This is a genomic window from Pseudomonas fluorescens group sp. PF-69, from assembly GCF_054481235.1.
In genome coordinates this window covers 3,680,490-3,701,627 of the sequence record NZ_JBTMNC010000001.1, presented here as the reverse complement: position 1 = coordinate 3,701,627, position 21,138 = coordinate 3,680,490, and the positions used below count along the sequence as shown (strand labels likewise).

General features: G+C 59.2%; 18 protein-coding genes. 5 read left to right on the top strand and 13 right to left on the bottom strand.

Annotated features, from left to right (window positions below; genetic code table 11):
• Positions 1–78: 78 nt before the first annotated feature.
• The 3 genes from ACX3YF_RS17210 to ACX3YF_RS17200 all read right to left on the bottom strand — a co-directional run bounded on the left by ACX3YF_RS17210 (position 79) and on the right by ACX3YF_RS17200 (position 2,708).
• Positions 79–816 carry an S-methyl-5'-thioinosine phosphorylase gene (locus ACX3YF_RS17210; RefSeq protein WP_458973972.1) on the bottom strand — a complete coding sequence of 246 codons (738 nt, stop codon included), beginning with the start codon at positions 814–816 and terminating at the stop codon, positions 79–81.
• 12 nt (positions 817–828) lie between these two features.
• Entirely contained in the window at positions 829–1,839 is a 1,011-nt protein-coding gene (gene nagZ, locus ACX3YF_RS17205) for a beta-N-acetylhexosaminidase (RefSeq protein WP_458973971.1), read from the bottom strand.
• 161 nt (positions 1,840–2,000) lie between these two features.
• Complete coding sequence (locus ACX3YF_RS17200; RefSeq protein ID WP_090463765.1) at positions 2,001–2,708, bottom strand: TetR/AcrR family transcriptional regulator; 708 nt, start codon at positions 2,706–2,708, stop codon at positions 2,001–2,003.
• Between the two features lie 229 nt (positions 2,709–2,937).
• On the opposite strand from ACX3YF_RS17200, the gene lexA reads away from it, so the two are divergent.
• Together lexA and sulA are read left to right on the top strand one after the other, a co-directional pair.
• On the top strand, positions 2,938–3,546 hold the full coding sequence (gene lexA / locus ACX3YF_RS17195; protein WP_047531364.1) for a transcriptional repressor LexA: 609 nt from the start codon (positions 2,938–2,940) through the stop codon (positions 3,544–3,546).
• Positions 3,547–3,556: 10 nt separating this feature from the next.
• Positions 3,557–4,030 (top strand): SOS-induced cell division inhibitor SulA, encoded by a 474-nt coding sequence (gene sulA, locus ACX3YF_RS17190; RefSeq protein ID WP_047531365.1) that lies wholly within the window; start codon positions 3,557–3,559, stop codon positions 4,028–4,030.
• Between the two features lie 93 nt (positions 4,031–4,123).
• On the opposite strand, the gene ACX3YF_RS17185 is transcribed toward sulA, so the two are convergent.
• The 7 genes from ACX3YF_RS17185 to ACX3YF_RS17155 form a co-directional block, all read right to left on the bottom strand.
• Positions 4,124–4,357: a hypothetical protein gene (locus ACX3YF_RS17185; RefSeq protein ID WP_047538925.1), complete on the bottom strand. Its 234-nt coding sequence runs from the start codon at positions 4,355–4,357 to the stop codon at positions 4,124–4,126.
• A gap of 94 nt (positions 4,358–4,451) precedes the next feature.
• Positions 4,452–4,976, bottom strand: a complete 525-nt coding sequence (locus ACX3YF_RS17180; protein WP_458973970.1) for a DUF6586 family protein — start codon at positions 4,974–4,976, stop codon at positions 4,452–4,454.
• A 151-nt stretch (positions 4,977–5,127) separates the two neighbouring features.
• Positions 5,128–7,755, bottom strand: a complete 2,628-nt coding sequence (gene topA / locus ACX3YF_RS17175; RefSeq protein ID WP_130205904.1) for a type I DNA topoisomerase — start codon at positions 7,753–7,755, stop codon at positions 5,128–5,130.
• A 113-nt stretch (positions 7,756–7,868) separates the two neighbouring features.
• Entirely contained in the window at positions 7,869–8,105 is a 237-nt protein-coding gene (locus ACX3YF_RS17170) for a DUF1653 domain-containing protein (protein ID WP_130205902.1), read from the bottom strand.
• Between the two features lie 99 nt (positions 8,106–8,204).
• On the bottom strand, positions 8,205–9,380 hold the full coding sequence (gene fadA, locus ACX3YF_RS17165) for an acetyl-CoA C-acyltransferase FadA (protein WP_047531371.1): 1,176 nt from the start codon (positions 9,378–9,380) through the stop codon (positions 8,205–8,207).
• A 29-nt stretch (positions 9,381–9,409) separates the two neighbouring features.
• Entirely contained in the window at positions 9,410–11,557 is a 2,148-nt protein-coding gene (gene fadB / locus ACX3YF_RS17160) for a fatty acid oxidation complex subunit alpha FadB (protein WP_288098336.1), read from the bottom strand.
• Between the two features lie 595 nt (positions 11,558–12,152).
• Entirely contained in the window at positions 12,153–12,590 is a 438-nt protein-coding gene (locus tag ACX3YF_RS17155; RefSeq protein ID WP_130205898.1) for a hypothetical protein, read from the bottom strand.
• 103 nt (positions 12,591–12,693) lie between these two features.
• On the opposite strand from ACX3YF_RS17155, the gene ACX3YF_RS17150 reads away from it, so the two are divergent.
• Positions 12,694–13,134 (top strand): universal stress protein, encoded by a 441-nt coding sequence (locus ACX3YF_RS17150; RefSeq protein WP_130205896.1) that lies wholly within the window; start codon positions 12,694–12,696, stop codon positions 13,132–13,134.
• 184 nt (positions 13,135–13,318) lie between these two features.
• Here ACX3YF_RS17150 and ACX3YF_RS17145 read toward each other — a convergent pair whose 3' ends face one another.
• Positions 13,319–15,238 carry an ATP-binding cassette domain-containing protein gene (locus ACX3YF_RS17145; protein ID WP_288098338.1) on the bottom strand — a complete coding sequence of 640 codons (1,920 nt, stop codon included), beginning with the start codon at positions 15,236–15,238 and terminating at the stop codon, positions 13,319–13,321.
• Between the two features lie 214 nt (positions 15,239–15,452).
• On the opposite strand from ACX3YF_RS17145, the gene ACX3YF_RS17140 reads away from it, so the two are divergent.
• Positions 15,453–17,381: a transglycosylase SLT domain-containing protein gene (locus tag ACX3YF_RS17140; RefSeq protein ID WP_458944559.1), complete on the top strand. Its 1,929-nt coding sequence runs from the start codon at positions 15,453–15,455 to the stop codon at positions 17,379–17,381.
• A gap of 77 nt (positions 17,382–17,458) precedes the next feature.
• Here ACX3YF_RS17140 and ACX3YF_RS17135 read toward each other — a convergent pair whose 3' ends face one another.
• A complete protein-coding gene (locus ACX3YF_RS17135; RefSeq protein WP_458973969.1) occupies positions 17,459–19,240 on the bottom strand; it encodes an ABC transporter transmembrane domain-containing protein in 1,782 nt (593 codons plus the stop codon).
• 246 nt (positions 19,241–19,486) lie between these two features.
• Between ACX3YF_RS17135 and ACX3YF_RS17130 the strand changes: the two genes are divergently transcribed.
• Positions 19,487–19,666: a PA1571 family protein gene (locus ACX3YF_RS17130; protein WP_130205892.1), complete on the top strand. Its 180-nt coding sequence runs from the start codon at positions 19,487–19,489 to the stop codon at positions 19,664–19,666.
• 130 nt (positions 19,667–19,796) lie between these two features.
• Here ACX3YF_RS17130 and pdxB read toward each other — a convergent pair whose 3' ends face one another.
• Positions 19,797–20,939 carry a 4-phosphoerythronate dehydrogenase PdxB gene (gene pdxB, locus ACX3YF_RS17125; protein ID WP_196586462.1) on the bottom strand — a complete coding sequence of 381 codons (1,143 nt, stop codon included), beginning with the start codon at positions 20,937–20,939 and terminating at the stop codon, positions 19,797–19,799.
• Between the last annotated feature and the right edge of the window lie 199 nt (positions 20,940–21,138).

The following is a 21,138-nucleotide window of genomic DNA, read 5'->3' as shown; positions in this document are numbered from 1 at the left end:
TCGCTCCCACAGGCGCTGTGATAACCATGTGGGAGCGGGCTTGCCCGCGATGGAAGCGACTCGGTGCCAAGCCTGACCTCAGCCCTTGAGCACCCGCGCCAACGTCGACTTCACCTTGCCCATCCCGTCATGCAACGCCTGCTCGATCTCCGCCATGGTGATCACCGCCGTCGACTTGCCCGCCGCCGGATTCACCACCAGCGCCAGACAGGCGTAATCCAGTTCCAGCTCACGAGCCAGGGCCGCTTCCGGCATACCCGTCATGCCGACGATGTCACACCCGTCACGCTCCAGACGCGCGATCTCGGCCACGGTTTCCAGTCGCGGGCCCTGGGTACAGGCATACACGCCATGACTGCTGTAACCGACGCCTTCTGCCGCCAGCGCCGCGACCAACTGCTGACGTAGCGATTCGCTGTAGGGATAGCTGAAGTCGATATGCGTAACGTGCTCCAGGTCACCGGCAAAGTAGGTGTGCTCGCGGCCGCTGGTGTAATCGATCAACTGATGCGGCACGCAAAAATGCCCGGTGCCCATCGCCGCATGAATGCCACCGACGGCATTGACCGCGAGAATGGCCTCGGCTCCGGCCTGCTTCAGCGCCCAAAGGTTGGCACGGTAGTTCACCTGATGCGGCGGAAAACGGTGCGGGTGACCATGACGGGCAAGGAACAGCACTTCCTTGCCTGCGTACTCGCCGATCTGCACCTCGGCAGAAGGCGCGCCGTAAGGGGTGTCCACCGCCAATGACTGACGAATGCTCAGGCCTTCGAGTTGAGTCAGGCCAGTACCACCGATAATCGCGTAAACCGTCATAACGAACCGTCCTTAATCAATCAATTGAGCGTCTTTGAGCGCGCCGACGGCGATCAGCCAACGCGGATCCTGACGGTATTCGATGTTCGCGAACGACTGACCGCGCATCCGCGCAATGCGCGCGGACGGCTTGACCTTCAGGCGTTGCGCGGCGCTCAGAGCCAGCTCGGCGGCTGCACGATCGTTGCACACCAGGCCCATGTCGCACCCGGCGGTCAAGGCCGCTTCAATGCGACTGGCGGCATCACCCACTACGTGGGCGCCGGCCATGGAGAGGTCATCACTGAAGATCACACCGTCGAATTGCAGTTCACCGCGCAGAATGTCCTGCAACCAGCGCCGGGAGAAACCGGCAGGCTGGGAATCGACTTGCGGATAGATGACGTGGGCCGGCATGACCGCTGCCAGTTGCTTGCTCAGCCTGGCGAACGGCACCAGGTCGTTGGCGCGGATTTCGTCGAGACTGCGCTCGTCGTTTGGAATCGCGACATGGGAATCGGCCTCGGCCCAACCGTGACCGGGAAAATGCTTGCCGGTGGCAGCCATGCCTGCACTGTTCATGCCGCGAATGAATGCCCCAGCCAGCAGCGCCGCACGTTGCGGGTCGCCCTCAAACGAACGGGTGCCGACCACGGCGCTGCGCTGATAGTCGAGGTCAAGCACCGGCGCGAAGCTCAGATCCAGGCCAACGGCCAACACCTCGGTCGCCATGATCCAGCCGCACTGCTCGGCCAGGTATTCAGCATTCGGATTATCGGCAATGGCACGCATCGCCGGCAGTCGCACGAAGCCCTGGCGCAAACGTTGCACGCGCCCGCCTTCCTGATCCACCGCCAGCAACAGATCAGGGCGGATGGCACGGATGGCGGCACTCAACTCGCGGACCTGACGCGGATGCTCGATGTTGCGAGCGAAAATAATCAGGCCACCCACCTCGGGTTGGCGCAGCAATTGGCGATCTTCAGCCGTCAGCCAGGTACCGGCGACGTCCACCATCAACGAGCCTTGCAGGCCAGCAGTCATAGAGATTCCTTGATAACGAAAAACCCGGCTCGCACACATTCGCCGCCGCCATGGGCACTGCCCGGCAGGTCGACGATATCAAGAGGGAGCGGATTCAGAACGAGAGTCGGCATGGGCGGCTAGCTTAGCGGATGTCAGCTGCCGCGCCCACCCGTGCAGGGTTAAACCTTGGCGGCAACCGGTGTCGACTTGCTACGCGGACGCAACTGCGCGCTGGCCATGGCTGTATCGGTGACACCGGATTCGGCACGCATACCAGCCGCCAGGAACGGCACCATCAGTCGCATGACCTGCTCGATGGAGGTGTTCACCCCGAAGTCGGTTTCGGCGATGGCGCGCAAAGCCTTGATGCCGGACATGCTGAACGCAGCGGCACCCAGCATGAAGTGCACGCGCCAGAACAGTTCGATCGGCGGGATACGTGGCGCGGCTTCGTTGACCAGCATCATGTAGCGGCGAAACACCTTGCCGTACATGTCTTCCAGATAACGACGCAAATGCCCCTGGCTCTGACTGAAGGCCAGCCCCAGCAAACGCATGAAGATAGAGAGATCGTTGCCACTGCGTGGCTGCACGACAAGGGCCTGCTCGACGAGGATTTCAAGCAACTCCTCAAGCGTCGCCTTGTTCTCTGGCTTGGCCTGGCGCCGCTCCAGCTCTTTATCGAGACTGATGCAGAACGGCCCCAGAAAACGAGAAAAGACCGCCTGGATCAGCGCCTTTTTTGACCCGAAGTGATAATTCACCGCAGCCAGATTGACACCGGCCTTGCTGGTAATCAGACGCAACGAGGTTTCGGCGAAACCTTTTTCCGCGAACAACTGCTCGGCAGCATCAAGAATGCGTTCTACGGTTTCCGACTGGGCCATGACTACTCCGCCTGACAAACACTTGTTTGAAACATACGTTTCAGTCTACGTATTGTCAAGTCTGGCGGTTCGTTTTGGGAATGGTCAGTCAGACATTTAACCATACAACCGGACAGCTTTAATCAGCTGGCTGATCGACCGTCTGGCGGCATGCCAGAAAAGGGGCATTGCCAAGACCGTTTCACTGTATATAATCCCAGTCACTGTATAAAAAGACAGAGCGATCATTATGCTAAAGCTGACGCCACGCCAAGCAGAGATTCTGGCCTTCATCAAACGCTGCCTAGAAGACAACGGCTACCCGCCAACCCGTGCGGAAATCGCTCAGGAACTGGGTTTCAAATCGCCAAACGCGGCAGAAGAACACCTCAAGGCGCTTGCCCGCAAAGGCGCGATCGAAATGACGCCCGGTGCTTCCCGCGGGATTCGCATTCCCGGTTTCGAGGCCAAGGCCGACGACTCCAGCCTGCCGATCATTGGCCGTGTCGCCGCTGGCGCACCGATCCTCGCTCAGCAACACGTCGAGGAATCCTGCAACATCAATCCTTCGTTCTTCCATCCCCGCGCCGACTATCTGTTGCGAGTTCATGGCATGAGCATGAAGGACGTGGGTATTTTCGACGGCGACCTGCTGGCCGTGCATACCACCCGTGAAGCCCGTAACGGCCAGATCGTGGTCGCACGGATCGGCGACGAAGTGACCGTCAAGCGTTTCAAGCGCGATGGCAGCAAAGTCTGGCTGATCGCCGAAAACCCTGAATTCGCCCCAATCGAAGTGAACCTTAAAGATCAGGAACTGGTGATCGAAGGCTTGAGTGTCGGCGTCATTCGCCGCTAAAGGAGGCTTTATGCAGTTCCCACATACATCACAGCAAGCCCAACTGCCGTTGTTCGAAGCGTTCATGGCGCAGCCATTGGCGCCGATTCTGAAGGAAGTGGTCGAGTCGCCGTGGAGCGCCGAACCCGAGGTCTTCAGTGAGTTGTCTCTGCGTGGTGCAGCCGGGAATTGCCTGAACCTTCTGGCGCCAATCCTCAGGGAGTTGAGCCAGGATCAGGATGCGCGCTGGCTGACGCTGATCGCCCCGCCTGCCAGCCTGACCCAGGCTTGGCTGCGGGACGCCGGTCTTAATCGCGAGCGTATTCTGCTGCTGCAACCGCGCGGCACCCAGAGCGCTCAACAACTGGCCTGCGAAGCCCTGCGCCTGGGTCGCAGCCATACAGTTGTCAGCTGGCTCAATACGCTGACCGCCAACTCGCGACAACAGTTGATCAGCGCTGCCCGGACCGGGGACGCTCAAAGCCTGAACATTCGACTGGGTTAACTGATAAACATGACGCGCCCTGAATGGCGCGAGGCTTCTCCAGGGACAGAGAAGCCGATCTGCAAGTACATCCTGAAAAACCGACGGGCGGGGTCAATGAAGGACCCGCGGCCCCTCTTCCTTGTCGAGTTCGCCTTCAACCAGCCGCCCGGCCATCTGAACACCGACGCTCAACATCGCCTTGGCGACTTCCACGTGCTGGCCTTGCAGGAACGCTTTTGCGTCCTCGGAGAAATCCAAAGTAACCAGAGAACCCTCGTCCTCAGCCCTGCGAAGCTCGATACGGCCGTCTGGTAACTCGACAATTTCTAGAAAGGACGTTGGCATAAAGGTCTGTTCTCCACGAAAGGCGGGGATTATATAGGCATCGGTCAGGCTTCGCTCGGGATCTTGACCAGATGCCATCGCAAAAGCGTTTCTGTCAGCACTCATTCAAACCGTCACGAAACCGAATTGCCAACCCTTTCAGGTTCTGACGCCAGCTTTCCAGTTCTTCGCGGCCCAACTCGTCCGGCGCCTCTTCCTCGTCCAGGTTCACCGCGAGAATCAGCGGCTGCGTCACATCCCCTTTCGGCTTGTGCGGCGCCCGCGGAGGCTGAAACAGTGCTTGATGGGCCGCCAGCAACTTGGCCAGCCAGGTTTCCGGGTTGTTCGCCAGCTCGATCATCTCGGCCAGTTCAGGAATAGCAATGGTGTCCAGGACTTCGCGAGTCAGCAACGATTCGGCCCGGGACGCATTGGCCTGAGGCAAACGGTAGAAACCGGCGATCTCGTGACATAAACCCAGCAGCGCACCGTACAGGTGAAACAGAGCCGACTCACGACCGGCCTGAATCAGCGCGAGGGAGTTCATCGCCCGCCCCTCTTCGGCCTTGGCGAGCGCCTCCAGAGACAGTCCGGCGAAATAAATCTTTTGATTGGTACGGGTATAGAGCTCATTGGCCATGACGGCAGTCTCCACAACGAAATAATTGCTTCAGGCAGGTCATGCAGGAGCGAGCTCGCGATGGACGCCAACGATGACGCGGGCCTTCAGAATGCCCGCGCTGCTCTCTCGCTCATCCCGAGCGAGCTCGTTCCTGCAATGTCTTGCGATTTTACGCCTTCGCAGCCGGTCGCTTGTCCTCGACCTTCCACTTGCCACCGTCGTAGAACGCTTTCCAGCCAGTCGGCTTGCCGTCGACCTCTGTCTGCACATATTGCTCTTTGGTCTTGCGGCTGTAACGGATCACTGCCGGGAGGCCGTCCGGATCCTTCTTCGGCGCTTCGCAGAGGAAGTGATACTTTGGATCGATCTCATCCTTGTGCGGCAAGATTTCCATGACCAGTGGCGCACGAGTTTCACGGTTTTTCGGGAACTGGCTGGCCGCCAGGAACAGACCGGACGCACCGTCGCGCAGGATGTAGGTGTCGTTGACCTTTTCGCATTTCAGCTCAGGCATCTTCACCGGATCCATCTTCGGCGGCGCCGCATCACCACTCTTGAGCAGTTTGCGAGTGTTCTTGCACGTCGGGTTGGTGCAACCGAAGAACTTGCCGAAACGGCCGGTCTTGAGCTGCATCTCGCTGCCGCACTTGTCGCACTCCAGACTCGGACCTTCGTAGCCCTTGATGCGATAGGTGCCCTCTTCGATTTCGTAGCCCGCGCAATCCGGGTTGTTACCACAGATGTGCAGCTTGCGCTTCTCGTCGAGCAGATAAGCGTCCATCGCCGTGCTGCAGATCGGGCAACGATGCTTGCCACGCAACACCAGGGACTCCGACTCACCCTCGTCGTCCGCAGCGATTTCATCGCCGGGAACCAGGTTGACGGTGGCCTTGCAGCGCTCTTTCGGTGGCAGGCTGTAGCCCGAGCAACCGAGGAACACGCCGGTCGATGCAGTACGAATCTGCATCGGGCGACCGCAGGTCGTGCACGGAATATCGGTCATCACCGGCTGGTTGGCACGCATGCCGTTTTCCGGGCTTTCGGCCACTTCGAGTTTTTTCTTGAAGTCGCCGTAGAACTCGTCAAGTACGTTTTTCCAGTCGCGTTCGCCCTGGGCCACGTCATCGAGATTCTCTTCCATGCCGGCAGTGAAACCGTAGTCCATCAGGTTGGAGAAGCTTTCGGCCAGACGCTCGGTGACGATGTCACCCATCTTTTCCGAATAGAAACGACGGTTGTGCAGCGCCACGTACCCGCGGTCCTGGATGGTCGAAATGATCGCCGCATAGGTCGAAGGACGACCGATGCCGCGTTTTTCCATTTCCTTTACCAGGCTGGCTTCCGAATAACGCGCCGGCGGTTTGGTGAAGTGCTGGGTCGGATCAAGCTTGATCAGCTTCATCGCGTCGCCCTGACCCATGTCCGGCAGTACGTCATCATCACCCGGCTTGGCGATTTGCGGCATGACGCGGGTGTAACCATCGAACTTGAGGATACGGCCCTTGGCACGCAACTCGAAGTCACCGGCACCGACGGTGACCGTGGTCGACAAGTATTGGGCCGGCAGCATCTGACAAGCGAGGAACTGGCGCCAGATCAGCTCGTAGAGGCGCTCGGCGTCACGTTCCATGCCCGAGAGCTTGCTTGGCTCGGTGTTGGCGTCGGACGGACGAATCGCTTCGTGAGCCTCTTGCGCGCCTTCCTTGCTGCTATAGACGTTCGGCGTTTCCGGCAGGTACTTCTTGCCGAACTCGCCTTCAATATAAGTACGCGCCATCGCCACGGCGTCAGCCGAGAGGTTGGTGGAGTCGGTACGCATATAAGTGATGTAGCCGGCTTCATACAAACGCTGGGCCATCATCATGGTTTTCTTCACACCGAAGCCCAGGCGGTTACTCGCGGCCTGCTGCAGGGTGGAGGTGATGAACGGGGCCGACGGCTTGCTGCTGGTCGGCTTGTCTTCGCGCTTGACGATGCTGTAGCTGGAAGCCTTGAGCTTCTCCAGCGCGGCCATGGCCTGGGCTTCGTTGAGCGGCTTGAAGGCTTCGCCCTTCTCGCGAGCGACATCGAAACGCACGGTTGCACCCTTGGCGGTGCCGAGGTCAGCGTGAACTTCCCAATATTCTTCCGGGATGAACGCGCGGATCTCACGCTCACGCTCGACCACCAGTTTCACCGCAACCGACTGCACACGACCGGCGGACAGGCCACGGGCAATCTTGGCCCACAGCAGTGGCGACACCATGTAACCCACGACGCGGTCGAGGAAACGACGCGCCTGCTGGGCATTCACGCGATCGATGTCCAGTTCGCCCGGCTGGGAGAAAGCTTCCTGAATCGCCTTCTTGGTAATTTCGTTGAACACCACGCGCTTGTAGCGGCTGTCGTCACCACCGATGGCTTCGCGCAGGTGCCAGGCAATGGCTTCCCCCTCGCGATCCAAGTCGGTTGCGAGATAGATGGTGTCAGCATCCTTGGCGAGCCGGCGCAGCTCTTCGATGACCTTTTCCTTGCCCGGAAGGATCTCGTACTTGGCTTTCCAGCCATGTTCGGGATCGACCCCCATGCGAGCGACCAGCTGCTTGCGTGCCTTTTCTTTCGGCGACAGTGCCGGCGCTTCACCCGCAGCGGCCTTGCCGCGCTTGGCGGCTGGCTCTTTGCTGGCGCTAGCCGAACCGCTGGTGGGCAGGTCTCGGATATGGCCGATACTCGACTTCACCACGTATTGGTTACCCAGATACTTGTTGATGGTCTTGGCCTTAGCCGGGGATTCCACAATGACCAGCGATTTGCCCATGGATCAGAAAATTCCTGAATTCTAGAAGTGAAAGGCGTTGGCGCCTGACGCGGCACCGCTATATATAGTGGCTACAAGGTGAGGTCAAGCGCAGGGTTTTGCGCGCACTCAGCTTATGGCTTGGAAAAAACACTCGGTTCGGGTTGCACCAAAGCAAAGCGTGGCACCTGCTCGCCGTCAACTTCGACCGACTCCAGGAACATGCTCAAGGGACGCACCCAAAAGCCGTAATCGCCATACAGGGCTTGGTAGAAGACCACTTCTTCTTCGGTTTCCGAGTGCCGTGCAACACTGAATACACGGTACTGCGGACCTTTGTAATGTTGGTAGAGCCCAGGTTGTATCGGCATGCTTCGGCCCTCACTCAAATCTTTTCAAAATAAAAATAAAAATAAACCCGAAAAAACAAAAACCGGGGCACTTGGCCCCGGCTTCCGTCAGCGAGACGCTTAAACGCGTTCGAAGACGGTGGAGATGCCTTGGCCGAGACCAATGCACATGGTCGCAACCCCGAAGGTGCCGCCATTTTGCTTCATTACATTGAGCAAAGTGCCGGAGATACGCGCACCGGAGCAACCGAACGGGTGACCCAGGGCGATCGCGCCGCCGTGCAGGTTAACCTTCTCGTTCATCTTGTCGAGCACTTTCAGATCTTTCAGCACGGGCAGGGCCTGTGCGGCGAAAGCTTCGTTGAGCTCGAAGAAGTCGATATCGTTGATGCCGAGGCCCGCGCGCTTCAGTGCTTTCTGTGTGGCCGGTACTGGACCATAGCCCATGATCGCCGGATCCACACCTGCCACTGCCATCGAGCGAATCACCGCCATAGGCTGGATACCCAGGTCCTGTGCGCGCTGCGCCGACATCACGATCATGCACGAAGCACCGTCAGTGATCTGCGACGAAGTACCCGCCGTCACGGTTCCGCCCTTTGGATTGAAGGCCGGCTTGAGGGCCGCCAGACTTTCCAGGGTAGTTTCCGGACGAATGGTTTCGTCGTAGTCGAACAGTTTCAGGAAACCGTTCTCGTCGTAGCCCTGCATCGGGATGATTTCGTCTTTGAACTTGCCTTCCACGGTCGCCTTGTGGGCGAGTTGGTGGGAACGCATGCCGAAAGCATCCTGCTGCTCGCGAGTGATACCGTGCATTTTGCCCAGCATTTCAGCGGTCAGGCCCATCATGCCCGAAGCTTTCGCCGCGTACAGGGACATGTGCGGGTTCGGATCGACACCGTGCATCATGCTCACGTGACCCATATGCTCGACGCCGCCAACGACGAACACGTCACCATTACCGGTCATGATCGCTTGCGCGGCAGTGTGCAGCGCGCTCATCGACGAGCCGCACAGACGGCTGACGGTCTGGCCAGCCGAGGTGTGCGGGATCTGGGTCATCAGCGACGCCATGCGGGCGATGTTCCAGCCCTGCTCCAGGGTCTGGTTCACGCAGCCCCAGATCACGTCTTCGACTTCGTTCGGGTCGACCTTGACGTTGCGTTCCAGCAATTTGCTGATCAGGTGCGCCGACATGTCTTCGGCGCGGGTGTTGCGGTGCATGCCGCCCTTGGAGCGGCCCATCGGAGTACGACCGAAGTCGACAATCACGACGTCTCTAGGATTCAAGCTCATAAGTTCACTCTCACTCTAGTTGGGGGCGCTTAACCGAAAAAGCTCTGGCCGTTTTTGGCCATTTCGCGCAGCTTCGCGGTCGGGTGGTACAGCGCGCCCAAATCAGCGTACTGGTCAGCCAGGGCAACGAACTCTGCAACACCGATCGAATCGATATAGCGCAGTGCACCGCCACGGAATGGAGGGAAACCAATACCGTAGACCAGACCCATGTCGGCTTCGGCAGCAGTTTCGACGATGCCGTCTTCCAGGCAACGCACGGTTTCCAGGCACAGCGGGATCATCATCCAGTTGATGATGTCTTCGTCGGTGACTTCGCGCTGTTCGAACACGATTGGCTTGAGCACTTCCAGGACCGACGGATCGGCGACCTTCTTCTGCTTGCCCTTCTTGTCGGTCTCGTAGGCATAGAAGCCCTTGCCGTTCTTCTGGCCCAGGCGCTTGGCTTCGTAAAGCACGTCAACGGCCGAACGACGGTCGTCTTTCATGCGATCCGGGAAACCGTCCGCCATCACGTCACGACCGTGGTGGCCGGTGTCGATGCCGACCACGTCCATCAGGTAGGCCGGACCCATCGGCCAGCCGAACTTTTCCATGACCTTGTCGATACGGACGAAGTCCACACCGGCGCTGACCAACTTGGCGAAACCGCCGAAGTACGGGAACAGAACGCGGTTGACCAGGAAACCCGGGCAGTCGTTGACCACGATCGGGTTCTTGCCCATTTTCTTGGCGTAGGCAACGGTGGTGGCAACGGCCAGCTCACTGGACTTCTCGCCACGGATCACTTCGACCAGCGGCATCATGTGCACCGGGTTGAAGAAGTGCATGCCGACGAAGTTTTCCGGACGCTTGAGGGCCTTGGCCAACAGGCTGATGGAAATGGTCGAGGTGTTCGAGGCGAGGATGGTGTCCTCTTTGACCTGGTCTTCGACTTCAGCCAGAACGGCTTGCTTGACCTTCGGGTTCTCGACGACCGCTTCAACCACCAGGTCGACGTGGCCGAAGTCACCGTAGGACAGGGTCGGGCGAATGCCGTTGAGCACTTCAGCCATTTTCGCGGCGGTCATGCGGCCTTTCTCGACGCGGCCAACCAGCAGTTTGGCGGCTTCGGCCAGCCCCTGCTCGATACCGTGCTCGTTGATATCCTTCATCAGGATCGGCGTGCCTTTGGAAGCCGACTGATAGGCGATACCGCCACCCATGATGCCGGCGCCGAGTACGGCAGCCTGCTTCACGTCCTTGGCGATTTCGTCATAGGCCTTGGCCTTTTTCTTCAGCTCCTGATCGTTCAGGAACAGGCCGATCAAGCTCTGCGCAGCAGAGGTCTTGGCCAGCTTCACGAAACCGGCGGCTTCGACTTCCAGAGCCTTGTCGCGACCGAAGTTCGCGGCTTTCTGGATGGTCTTGATCGCTTCGACCGGCGCCGGGTAGTTCGGGCCAGCCTGGCCGGCCACGAAACCTTTGGCGGTTTCGAAAGCCATCATTTGCTCGATAGCGTTCAGCTTGAGCTTCTCAAGCTTCGGCTGGCGCTTGGCCTTGTAATCGAACTCACCGGAAATGGCGCGTTTGATCAGTTCCAGCGCAGCTTCCTGCAGTTTTTCAGGAGCCACCACGGCATCGACGGCGCCGACTTTCAGCGCGTCTTCCGGACGGTTTTCCTTGCCGGCGGCGATCCACTCGATGGCGTTGTCGGCACCGATCAGGCGCGGCAGGCGAACGGTACCGCCGAAGCCCGGGTAGATACCCAGCTTGACTTCAGGCAAACCGATCTTGGCCTTGGTGGACATGACGCGGTAGTCCGCTGCCAGGCACATTTCCAGACCGCCACCCAGAGCGATGCCGTTGATCGCGGCGACGGTCGGGACGTTGAGGTCTTCGAAATCGCTGAAAATCTTGTTGGCTTCGAGGTTGCCAGCAACAAGCTCTGCATCCGGCAGCTTGAAGTTGTCGACAAATTCGGTGATGTCGGCGCCGACGATGAAGACGTCCTTGCCACTGCTGACGATCACACCCTTGATCGAAGCATCTGCCTTGATGGTGTCTACGGCCTGACGCAGTTCGTTCAGGGTTAGACGGTTGAACTTGTTGACGGACTCACCCTTGAGGTCGAATTTCAGTTCGACGATGCCACTTTCAAGAGCCTTAACCGTGATGGCTTTACCTTCGTAAATCATCAACTGATCTCCACGATATGGAAGCTGAACAGTACACGTCGGACGCAGGCGAATGGCTCGGCAGGGACGTTAAACGTCGATGCTACGCCTATCCACCCGACACACCCGCCAACGCGATAGTCGGGATTCTGTAGGAGCGATCTGAAATACAAACGCTCAATTCATACGCCCGTTTGATTTGGGTACGTCACCTTCACGGAATTTCCGACAATTGTCAATCGCCCGAAACAGGGGGTTGAAACGCGACTTTCCGGTCATTTCCGTACAGCGAAGACCTTCAACACGCCGAAGCATGTGAAGTCATTCATAGGATCAATCATTAGAAAAGTCGCCCTAATTCGCGGCAGCCCGTGTTTAACGAGCTACGCTGGCGAGACTCAGGAGAAAAATGTGAACGCTTTTGGCGAACGCTCAGCGTAAGATCAGCCCACACCGAATTTACCGGCCTGCCTGGCCAACCCCGCCCGATGATGTTGTCGGGCTTTTTATTGCCTGCATAAAAACCTGTGGGAGCCGGGCTGCCAGCGATGAACCTGACTCCCCGTGGCGCTCTCAGGTTCATCGCGAGCAGGCTCGCTCCTACATGGATTGTGTTTCAGGCCAGGGCTTTGAGGGTGGCATCGATTTGCTGCAAGACCTCGGCTTCGCCCTTCTCACCCCAATACAGGGCGATCATTTGTTTATCGGCTTCGACCTTGTAGACATTGTCTGGCAATTTTTCGAAATGATTGAGCAGTGACCGATCCTCACAGACTTCCTGCCACTGATTCACCCAAACACCCGGTGATTTTTGCCAGTAACTCCAGCACGCCGGTTGATTGCCACGCCGCGGTCTGTGGTACTGCGCACAAGGGTTGGGCGGCTCCTGGCCAAGCCAGTGCGGCCATTCCTGCGGCGCGAGCTGCATCGCCAACCCGATGCGTCGCGCCTCCATGCGCAGGGCCATACGGCCGCTCTGGTGGCGAGACGGTCGCAACCATGCCAGCGGACTGAGTACCACCAGCAGGATTGACACCACTATCCAGACCGTCATATCTGTACTCCCGATTCTTGATGAGCGTATTCAGTCGCTTTGAAACCAATACGCTTGAAACCAGCCATACTTATCAATATTGCAACCCTCAGGAGAGCACCTCATGCCCTACCACCATATTCTGGTCGCTGTAGATCTAACCGAAGAGTGCGACCCTGTAATCCACCGTGCTCGCGAACTGGCAGTGAGCAATAGTGCGAAATTGTCCCTGGTGCACATTGTCGAGCCGATGGCCATGGCCTTTGGCGGTGACGTGCCGATGGACCTGTCACAACTGCAACAACAGCAATTCGATCAGGCCAAAGAGCGTCTTGACCGGTTGATCGTGAAATATCCGGAGCTGTCCAGGGAGTACAGCCACCTGACCTACGGCCAGCCACGCCAGGAAATTCACCACCTGGCCAAGGAGCAAGGGTGCGACATCATCGTGGTCGGCAGTCACGGGCGACACGGCCTGGCACTGCTGCTGGGCTCAACCGCCAACGATGTACTGCACGGCGCGCCTTGCGATGTGCTGGCGGTGCGCCTGCAAACCAAAAGCTGACACCCCCCCCCTGCAGGAGCGAGCTCGCTCGCGATGGTCATCAACGATAACGCGGGAAGCCTGACACCCAGCGGAGCTTCCAGATTCATCGCGAGCAAGCTCGCTCCTGCAGGATATTCAGCACGGCATATGAAAAGCCCGGCATTCATGCGAATGAAGCCGGGCTTTTTCATTGCAGGATCAATCAGGCATCCAGCTCGGCCCAACGCTCGACCATCACGTCGAGCTCAGCCTGCAACTGCGCCAATTGAGCGATCACCGCAGCGGTTTCAGCGGCCGGACGCAGGTAGAAACCAGCATCAGCCATCTGCGCCTCGACGGTAGTGATCTGCTGCTCCATGGCTTCGATCTGCCCCGGCAAAGCTTCCAGCTCACGCTGCAATTTGTAGCTGAGCTTTTTCTTCGCCACCGGCGCTTCGACAGCCACCGCGACGGGCGCAGGTTCGGCCTTGACGACGGCGGAGTTCAGGTCGGCCTTGCCGGACTTGCTCTCGGTCACGCCCAACAGGCGCGGCGAGCCGCCCTGACGCAGCCAGTCCTGATAACCACCGACGTATTCGCGAACCTTGCCTTCACCTTCGAAGACCAGGGTGCTGGTCACCACGTTGTCGAGGAATGCCCGGTCGTGGCTGACCATCAGCACGGTGCCGTTGAAGGTCAGCAAGACCTCTTCCAGCAGTTCGAGGGTTTCGACGTCGAGGTCGTTGGTCGGTTCGTCGAGGACCAGCAGGTTCGCCGGCTTGCTGAACAGTTTGGCCAGCAACAGACGGGCACGCTCACCACCGGACAGCGCCTTGACCGGCGTACGGGCACGCTGCGGGCTGAACAGGAAATCGCCGAGGTAGCTCAGGACATGGCGGCTCTGGCCGTCGATGTCGATGAAGTCGCGACCTTCAGCGACGTTATCGATCACGGTTTTTTCCAGATCCAGTTGATGGCGCAACTGGTCGAAGTAGGCGACATCGATCTTCGTGCCTTCTTCCACCTTGCCGCTGGTGGGCTGCAAGCCGCTGAGCATCAGTTTCAGCAGCGTGGTCTTGCCGGTACCGTTGGCACCCAGCAGACCGATGCGGTCGCCGCGCTGCAGCACCATCGAGAAATCCTTGATCAGGAACGGGCCGCCCGGGTGAGCGAAGCTCACATTTTCGAGGACCATCACCTGCTTGCCGGACTTGTCGGCCGTTTCCAACTGGATATTGGCCTTGCCGGTACGCTCACGACGTTCGCTGCGCTCGACACGCAACGCCTTCAGGGCGCGCACGCGACCTTCGTTACGGGTACGACGAGCCTTGATGCCCTGGCGAATCCACACTTCTTCCTGAGCCAGACGCTTGTCGAACAGCGCGTTGGCGGTCGCCTCGGCGGCCAGTTCGGCCTCTTTGTGCACGAGGAAACTGGCGTAGTCGCCGTTCCAGTCGATCAAGCCACCGCGATCCAGTTCGAGGATGCGGGTCGCGAGGTTTTGCAGGAAGGAACGGTCGTGCGTAATGAAGAGCACGGCGCCCTGGAAGTCCTTGAGCGCTTCTTCGAGCCAGGCGATCGCGCCGATGTCCAGGTGGTTGGTCGGTTCGTCGAGCAGCAGCAGGTCGGGTTCGGAAACCAGTGCCTGGGCCAGCAGCACGCGACGACGCCAGCCGCCGGACAACTCGGCGAGGGTCTTGTCGGCGGGCAATTGCAGACGGCTGAGGGTGCTGTCGACCAGGGTCTGCAGACGCCAGCCATCGCGGGCCTCGAGATCGTGCTGGACGTGCATCAGCTTGTCCAGGTCGGCGTCAGTGACGATGTTCTGGCTCAGGTGGTGATATTCGGCCAGCAATGCGCCCACGCCGTCCAGGCCTTCGGCCACCACGTCGAACACGGTCCGCTCGTCGGCTACCGGCAATTCTTGCGGCAATTCGCCGATCTTGAGTCCGGGTGCGCGCCAAACGGAGCCGTCATCGGGCTTCTGGTCGCCCTTGACGAGCTTCATCATGCTGGACTTGCCAGTGCCGTTGCGGCCGATGATGCACACCCGCTCTCCACGGGCGATCTGCCAGGACACCTTGTCCAACAACGGCATAGCGCCGAAAGCAAGGGACACATCGCTGAATTTGAGCAGGGTCATGAGCTTCTCCAAAAACCGGGCGCGCATTCTACCTGACTTGAGGCCTCAGAAGGCCGGCAATTTCACTGTCGAAGCACTCTGCACAACAAATGTTGCGAACTTATACAGACAGGTGGGCAAAGCTTTCGTCCCCTGCTGGCAAAAGGCTAAGCTACAGTTAATTAAGTGTTGGCATTGTCAGCACTTGTTCATGATTTCTCTGCCCGGACGTCCCATGCGCAGTCGCATTTTCAAGCTTTTTTCATGTCTTTTACTGTCTGCCGCTGCCGTTAATTCCGCCCAGGCGGTGGACCTGTCTACCCAGCGCCAATATTACGACGAAGCCAAACGTGCCCTGGCCAAGGGCGATAGCGGTCCTTATTTCCGCTACAGCCAGGCCCTCAGCGATTACCCGCTGGAACCCTACCTGGCATATGACGAACTGACCGCGCGCCTGAAAACCGCGAGCAATGACGAAATTGAAAAATTCCTCGCCGAACATGGCGACCTGCCACAAGCCAACTGGATGAAATTGCGCTGGCTGCGCTGGATGGCCGATCGCGGCGATTGGCAGACGTTCGTCAAATATTACGACCCCAAGATGAACTTCACCGAACTGGACTGCCTGAATGCGCAGTATCAGATCAGCCATAACCTCAAGTCCGAAGGTTACGCCAACACCAACAAACTCTGGCTGACAGGCAAATCCCTGCCGGCCGCCTGTGATGCACTGTTCGGCATGTGGGCCGCCGAAGGTCAGTTGACCGAGCAAAAACGCTGGGAGCGCGCCAAGCTTGCCGCCCAGTCGCGCAACTACCCGCTGGCCAGCAGCCTGGCCAACGGCCTGACCACCCTCGCCCCTCGCGGTCGCCTGTTGATCGATGTGGCGCAAAAGCCCGAGCTGCTCAATCAGCCGTCGCGTTTCACGCCAGCCGACGAACCGATGTCGGACATCGTCAGCCTTGGCCTGCGCCGCCTCGCCCGCCAGGATCCGGACAAGGCCATGGATCTGCTCGATGGCTATGCCAGCAGCATGCACTTTTCCCGTGACGAAAAAGTGGCCATTGCCCGTGAAATCGGCCTGACGCTCGCGCGCCGCTTCGACAGTCGCGCGCTGGACGTCATGACCAAGTACGACCCGGAACTGCGGGACAACACCGTTTCCGAATGGCGCTTGCGCCTGCTGCTGCGCCTGGCCCGCTGGGACGACGCCTATCAACTGACCCGTCGCCTGCCGCAAGACCTGGCCACCACCAACCGCTGGCGCTACTGGCAGGCCCGCAGCCTGGAACTGGCGCAACCGCAGAACCCTGAAGCGCAGACGCTCTATAAAAACCTCGCCCGCGAACGCGACTTTTATGGTTTCCTCGCCGCCGATCGTTCGCAGTCGCCCTATTCACTGGCGAACAAACCGTTGGTGCTGAGCCAGGCGACGATCAACAAAGTGCGCAACACCCCCGGTATTCGCCGAGCCCTGGAGTTTCATGCCCGCGGGCAAATTGTCGACGGTCGTCGCGAGTGGTACCACGTCAGCCGCCACTTCAGTCGCGAGGAAATGGTGGCCCAGGCCAAACTGGCCTACAACCTGAAATGGTATTTCCCGGCGATCCGTACAATCAGTCAGGCTCAGTATTGGGACGACCTGGACATCCGCTTCCCGATGGCGCACCGCGAATCCCTGGTGCGTGAAGCCAGAAACCGTGGCCTGCATTCGAGCTGGGTATTCGCCATCACTCGCCAGGAAAGCGCCTTCATGGATGACGCCCGCTCCGGCGTCGGTGCGTCGGGTCTGATGCAACTGATGCCCGGTACCGCCAAGGAAACCGCGCGCAAGTTCAGCATTCCCTTTGCCTCGCCCCAGCAGTTGCTGGAGCCGGACAAGAACATCCAGCTCGGTGCCGCGTACCTGAGCCAGGTCCACAGTCAATTCAACGGTAACCGCGTCCTCGCCTCCGCCGCCTACAACGCCGGCCCCGGCCGTGTACGCCAGTGGCTGCGCGGCGCCGACCACCTGAGTTTCGACGTGTGGGTGGAAAGCATCCCCTTCGACGAAACCCGTCAGTATGTGCAGAACGTGCTGTCTTATTCGGTGATCTACGGCCAGAAGCTCAACTCACCGCAACCGCTGGTGGATTGGCATGAGCGGTACTTCGACGATCAATGATCGTATGGGCGTCGACGTACTGACGAATGGCGAAACGCGGTGCACCTGACGCACCGCTTTCGCTGGCAAGCCATACCCTAGAGTTCGGCCGGTGCCTTGCCATCACTGAACTGCAACGCCGCCAGCCGCGCATACAACGCATTACTGGCAATCAACTCCTGATGCGTGCCCACCGCGACCAGTTTCCCCTGATCCATCACAGCGATCCGGTCGGCGTTTTTCACCGTGGCCAGGCGATGGGCGATGACCAGGGTGGTGCGATTCTTCATCAGCGTTGGCAGGGCTTGCTGGATCAGGTGTTCGCTTTGGGCATCGAGGGCGCTGGTGGCTTCGTCGAGCAGCAGGATTGGCGCGTCGACCAGCAGCGCGCGGGCAATCGCCAGGCGCTGGCGCTGGCCGCCGGACAATCCAAGGCCACCGTCCCCCAAGTGGGTCTGGTAACCCTGGGGCATGGCTTCGATAAAGTCGTGGGCATAGGCGACTTTCGCCGCCTCCTGAACCTCGCTCAGCGTTGCCGTCGGCTTCCCATAGCGGATGTTCTCTTCGATGCTGCCGAAAAACAGCGCCGGCGTTTGCGAGACGAGGGCAAAGCAACGACGCAGGTCCAGCGGATCGAGCCGGGTCAGCGGCACGCCATCGAGCAGGATGGAACCTTCGGCGGGGTCGTAAAAGCGCAGCAGCAGGTCATACACCGTCGACTTGCCAGCCCCGGACGGCCCGACCAGCGCCAGGGTTTCACCCGCGTTGATGGTCAGGTTCAGACCGTCGACGGCATAGCTTTCGGGACGCGACGGGTAGGAAAACCGCACATCTCGCAGCACCAGATTCCCCTTCACCCGCTCCGGCAAGGTCACCTGATCGGTACCGGGTGGCTGGATGATGTTTTCCGAACGCAGCAACTCGGCAATCCGCTCGGCTGCGCCCGCCGCGCGCTGCAACTCGCCAATCACTTCGCTCAGGGTGCCGAACGCACTGCCGACGATCAGGCTGTAGAAGACAAACGCCGCCAGCTCGCCGGCAGAAATTCGCCCGGCAATGACGTCCATGCCACCGACCCACAACATGACGCCGACTGCGCCCAGCACCAACACGATCACCAATGTGATCAACCAGGCCCGCTGAAAAATACGCTTGCGTGCCGTGTCGAACGCTTCTTCGACGGTCAAGGCAAAACGTCGCTCGTCCTGAGACTGGTGGTTGTAGGCCTGCACGGTTTTGATCTGACCCAGGGTTTCCGAGACATAACTGCCGATATCGGCAATCCGGTCCTGACTCAAACGCGACAGGTTGCGTACCCGGCGACCGAAAATCAGGATCGGCGCGATCACCAGAGGCAAAGCGACGACGACGATACTGGTGAGTTTGGGGTTGGTCACAAACAGCAGGACGATACCGCCGATCACCATCAGCAGGTTGCGTAGAAAAAGTGACAAAGAAGAGCCGATTACCGATTGCAGCAACGTCGTATCGGCGGTCAACCGCGACTGGATTTCAGAGCTGCGGTTGTTTTCGTAGAACCCGGGATGCAGGTAAATCAAGTGGTTGAATACCTGACGGCGGATGTCGGCGACACAACGTTCGCCAATCCACGACACCAGATAGAAACGCGCAAAGGTCCCGACCGCCAGGCCGAACACCAGCAACATGAACAGGCCGATGGACTGATTGAGCAAGTGCGGTGACTGGGTCATGAAGCCCTGATCCACCAGCAGGCGAATACCCTGCCCCATGGACAACGTGATACCTGCCGTGACGATCAACGCGAGCAAGGCACCGAACGCGTGCCAGCGATAAGGCGCAATGAAACGACTGGCCAGGCGAATCGCACGGCGGTGACGAACAGAAAGCATTGGCATCATCCAGAACGGTTAATAAGGTCAGCCTAGTCCGGCCAAATGGGATGGAACCTGGTAAATCACAATGAGTCAGGTTAATTATGACCGCCGCTACTAGGCGCTAGACGCTATTGGTCTAAGGTTCGGGTGGCAACCGCGCGCCATTTCTGGTGGACTGGGCTTGCCGCCGCGTAGAGATCGCAGGGAGCTGTCACAGCCTGGTCACCTGGCGGTTCTACAGTAAGCACACACCTGAAGAGGAGACAGGCCATGTCCTTGCAAAACAGCAGAGATGACAAGATTCAAGTAATCCGCACACAGCCAAACCAGTCTCTGGGTTGCTCGATTATCGATGCCGATGGCCGCGAAGTACCGATCACTGAAGACATGATCCAGGCCGCGTGCCGTGAACTGGAAAAGCGATTGGTCAAGCCTGCCGAACAAAAGTGATATAGCCACCGTCTTCTTTGACCCGGCCCCTGTTGGCCGGGTTTTTTATGCGTTTTTTTTGAGGGCGCTGCCAATGTTGCCGCATGACCTGTGGGAGCGTGGCTTGCCCACGATGGGGCCAACACGGTTTTCAGATCGCCGACGCGCCCAACGCCGCTACGATCTGCCGCAACGCCGGCGAATCCCCTTCAATGCGCACTTTCAACCCATCAATCTCACGCCGCGATGGATAATTTTTGCGCAAAGCATCGAACGCCGCACGTTGCTCGCTCACGCTGCCTACAAGGCTGCGGCGGAAATCCGCATCGTCACGGCGCGGGTCGTACACGCCGCGGCACAACATCGCCAGTGCCCAGGCCGGATCGCTTTCAGCGCTCAGGGTCGCTTGTGACAACCACGGCGCCGGCAGCAAATCGCTCAGGCTGACCTCGGCCGATTGTCCGAGAAAATCGCAATACGCCTGGTAGATCTGCGCCGTTCCGCGCTGTTTGCCATCCAGGCTGTAGCCGGCAATGTGCGGCGTGGCCAGCACACAGAGTTCGGCCAGTGCCACATCGACCTCCGGCTCACCCTCCCAGACATCGAGCACCGCTTGCAGGTCTTCACGTTGCAACAGCACTTGGCGCAGGGCGCTGTTATCCACCACGGGACCACGACTGGCATTGATCAGCCAGGTGCCGGACTTGAGTCGGTTCAGGTGCTTTTGATCGAACAAATGCCAGGTCGAATGCGCGCCCTGCTTGGTCAACGGCGTGTGCAGGCTGATGACATCGCACTGTTCGATGATCTGCTCCAGGCTGACGTAATCGCCTCCTTCGGCGGCCTGGCGCGGCGGATCGCAGACCAGTACCTTCCAGCCCAGCCCTTGCAGGACCTTGACCAGGCGTGCGCCCACTTCACCGGCGCCGACCACCCCGTAAGTACGCTGAGTCAGGTCGACGCCTTCGATTTCGGCCAGGGTCAACAGACTGCCGAGCACATAGTCGACCACGCCACGGGCATTGCAGCCCGGAGCACTGGACCAGGTGATCCCGGCTTTTTGAAAGTAATCCAGATCCAGATGATCGGTGCCAATGGTGCAGGTGCCGACAAAACGCACCTTGCTGCCTTCGAGCAACGCGCGGTTGACGTTGGTCACCGAGCGCACCAGCAGCACATCGGCCTGTTCGACGGTGGCACGGTCGATGGAACGTCCTGGCACCCGGCGGATTTCACCGAAACTTGCAAAGAAAGCATCGAGCAGGGGGATATTTTCGTCGGCAACAATCAGCATGGCAGGCTCCTTAGGCGGATCGGCAGTGTAGGCGTAGATGCGGGTGGTGAGCCAGCGTGCATTGTGCATCCTGGAGATGAAGGACTGCATATTTCCTGTGGCGAGGGAGCGTGTGGATTCATTCAAGCGGTCGATTACAAATCGGTAACACAGGTCTTTTCCTGACCGTTACGTCAACGCGTAGAATGCGCGCCTGCGC